The sequence below is a fragment of the Streptomyces bambusae genome (assembly GCF_019400985.1).
GTDB lineage: Bacteria > Actinomycetota > Actinomycetes > Streptomycetales > Streptomycetaceae > Streptomyces > Streptomyces bambusae_A.
This window is the reverse complement of the sequence record NZ_WTFF01000533.1, coordinates 1-2,886: the sequence shown is the minus strand read 5'-3', so window position 1 is coordinate 2,886 and position 2,886 is coordinate 1. Positions and strand designations below refer to the sequence as shown.

Sequence of the window (2,886 nt, the reverse complement as noted above, 5' to 3'; positions counted from 1 at the left end):
CGGCGCCGGGGCCCGCCGCCGTCCGGCGCGCGCCGCGGCCTCGCTCCGCCCGCGGGGCGCCGGCCCGGGGTCACGGCTGCGCCGGGGTCTCCAGGGCGTAACCCACCCCGTGGACCGTACGGATCCGCTCGGCGCCGATCTTGCGGCGCAGCGCCTTGATGTGGCTGTCCACGGTCCGGGTGCCCGACGCGTCGGCCCAGTCCCAGACCTCGGCCAGCAGCTGCTCCCGGGAGAGCACGGCGCGCGGGGTCCCGGCCAGGCAGACCAGCAGGTCGAACTCGGTCGGCGTCAGGTGCACGTCCTCGGCCTGCACCCGTACGCGGCGCTGCGCGTGGTCGATCTCCAGGTCGCCCAGGCGCAGGGTGGACCCGCGGGGCGCGGTGGCGGCGAGGTTCGCCCGCTCGACCCGGCGCAGCAGCACGTGGACGCGCGCCGCGAGCTCGCGCATGGAGAACGGCTTGGTCATGTAGTCGTCGGCGCCGACGCCGAGCCCGACCAGCATGTCGGTCTCGTCGTCACGCGCGGTGAGCATCAGCACCGGGACGGGCCGCTGGGCCTGCACCCGGCGGCACACCTCCAGTCCGTCGAAGCCCGGCAGCATCACGTCGAGCACGAGCAGCTCGGGCAGCCAGCTCTCGGCGGCCGCGACGGCGGCCGGGCCGTCGGTCGCCGTCTGCACCTGGAAGCCCTCCGCACGCAGCCGGGCGGCGATCGCGTCGGCGATCGTCCGGTCGTCCTCGACGACGAGCACCCGCCGCTGCGCGCCGGGCGTCGCCGCCGCGCCGATCGGTGTGCTGTGTGTCTGTTCCATCGTCCCGCCCCGGTAGTCCAGCGTGATGGAGGCAGCGTAGAGGAGCCACCGGCCTGCGGCTATGAGGGGTTCCGGCCTAGATGGATCACGTCCGGGACACCTCGGGCAACGGGCACCTCTTCGGTCCGTACCGAGCTGAATCCGGCATTCCGCATAGCCTCTTCGAAGGCCTCGGACGGCTGTGCCGACCAGATGGCAAGCACTCCTCCGGGCGTCAACCGGGCGCGGCAGGCGGCGAGTCCGGCGGGGGAGTAGAGGCCGCGGTTGTCCTCGGTGACGGTCCAGTCGGGGCCGTTGTCGATGTCCAGACAGAGGGCGTCGTACCGCTCCGAGGAGTGCTGCAGATGGGCGACGAGATCGTTATGGAGCAGGCTGACGCGGGGGTCGGCGAGGGCGTCGCCGGTGAGGGCCGCGAGCGGTCCGCTGCGGTGCCAGTCGACGATGGCGTCCTCACGCTCCGCGACCGTGATGGCGGCCCAGTCGGGCTGGGCGGCGGCGTGGACGAGCGAGAAGCCGACGCCCAGACCGCCGATGAGGAGGGTGGGGCGGTTGGGGCCTTCGGGGAGGTCGGGGCCTTCGGGGTCCGCGAGGGCGGTGCGGGCCGCGTCGACGAGCAGGCGCTCCGAGCGCCCGTCGGAGGTGTCCATGAGGAAACACCCGTTGGCGATGATCTCGTACACCTCGCCGCGGCGGCGGAGCACGACCTCGCCGTAGGGGCCGTGGCGGCGGTCGAGCGTGACGGGGGCGGTGGGGTCGGCGGGGCTGGTGGGGCCCGTGGGGTCGGTGGGGTCCGTGGGGTCGGCGGCGGCGGGGTGCGTGCGGCCGGCGGGCTCGGTGGTGGTGCGGCTGGTCATGGGCAGCTCCTCCTGGTGACCGGGCGGTCACTCTGCCCGGTCAACGAGGACCCGGCCAGGGATGTTCCGGAGATCCGGCCCTGCTTGAGGGAGGCGGGGCCGGCCCTCAGGAGGCGTCGAGGGACGGGAGCGCGCCCAGCACCTTGCGCAGCCCGGCCGGCATCGCCACGTCGTCCGTGGCCACCTCGTAGCCGCCGTGCACGAAGGCGTACGTGAACCCGTCGTAGACGGGCTTCTCACTGAGCGCGACCCGAGGCAGCTTCGGGAAGCGTGCCTCCTTCAGGGCGGCGCGCAGTGCGTCCAGCTTCGCGGGCGACAGCTTGCCGGAGCCGACCACCTTCGCCGCGCCGTCGAGCCGGGTCCACGAGCCGTCGCCCTTGACCAGGACGCTGGTCTGCCTGCCGGTGAAACCGCCGCTGCGGGTGACGGTGACCAGCCGCTGGTCCGCCCGGGTCGGCTCGGCCGGGGCGGACGGCGACGGAGCGGGGGGTGTGGAGGACGGGGAAGGCGACGACGACGGGGAGGGTGTGGCCGCAGTGACGGAAGGGGACGCCCCGCTCGCCGATACCGTGCCGGGTGACGCCGTGCCGGCCGGCGGCTTGCCGTCCGTCGCGCCGCCGCCGTCGGTCCCGCACCCGCCGAGGAGCGCCGCGCCCAGCAGCACGCACGCTGCCGCACCAGCCGCCGATCGGAACGTCCGCACACCCCACCTCCGTCCGGAAACCTCTCGCATCCGAGTATGGAGTCCCCACACCCGCACGGAGAAGATCCCGGAGGCCGCCATCAGCCGGACCCGGTCGTGGTGCCGGCGGCCCGCACGGCCCGCACCGCCCGCACCGCCCGCGCCGCCCGTACTGGCAGCACTGCCCGCGCCGGCCGCACTGCCCGTACTACTGCTGCCCGCACTGCTCGCCCTCGTCCTCGGCCTCTGGGGCCTCGACCGCGGCGGCAGCATGTGGCGCGACGAATCCGTCACCTGGCAGGTCGCCCACCGCCCGCTCGGCGCTCTGGTGGAGCTGCTGGGCGGGGTGGACGCGGTGCACGGCCTCTACTACCTCCTCGTGCACGGCGTCCTCGCCCTCGCCGAGACGCTCGGCGTCACCGGCGGGGTCGCACCGGGCGGACCGGGCGGAATGGGCGCACCGGGCGGACCCGGCAGCGGCGGCGCGGACGCCGCCGGCACCGTGGCCGGCCTCGCCGCCCTCCGCCTGCCCTCCGTAC

General features: G+C 75.0%; 3 protein-coding genes and 1 pseudogene. 1 reads left to right on the top strand and 3 read right to left on the bottom strand.

Translation table 11 applies throughout. The features are described 5' to 3' along the window. Nucleotides 1–70 precede the first annotated feature (70 nt). The 3 genes from GPJ59_RS35200 to GPJ59_RS35190 form a co-directional block, all read right to left on the bottom strand. Nucleotides 71–811, bottom strand: a complete 741-nt coding sequence (locus GPJ59_RS35200; RefSeq protein WP_219672144.1) for a response regulator transcription factor — start codon at nucleotides 809–811, stop codon at nucleotides 71–73. Nucleotides 812–870: 59 nt separating this feature from the next. Continuing rightward, nucleotides 871–1,665 carry a spermidine synthase gene (locus GPJ59_RS35195; protein WP_258025399.1) on the bottom strand — a complete coding sequence of 265 codons (795 nt, stop codon included), beginning with the start codon at nucleotides 1,663–1,665 and terminating at the stop codon, nucleotides 871–873. A gap of 106 nt (nucleotides 1,666–1,771) precedes the next feature. After that, on the bottom strand, nucleotides 1,772–2,368 hold the full coding sequence (locus tag GPJ59_RS35190) for a hypothetical protein (protein WP_219672143.1): 597 nt from the start codon (nucleotides 2,366–2,368) through the stop codon (nucleotides 1,772–1,774). A 250-nt stretch (nucleotides 2,369–2,618) separates the two neighbouring features. On the opposite strand from GPJ59_RS35190, the pseudogene GPJ59_RS38765 reads away from it, so the two are divergent. Further along, a pseudogene (locus GPJ59_RS38765) lies at nucleotides 2,619–2,886 on the top strand (glycosyltransferase family 39 protein); the annotation flags it as partial.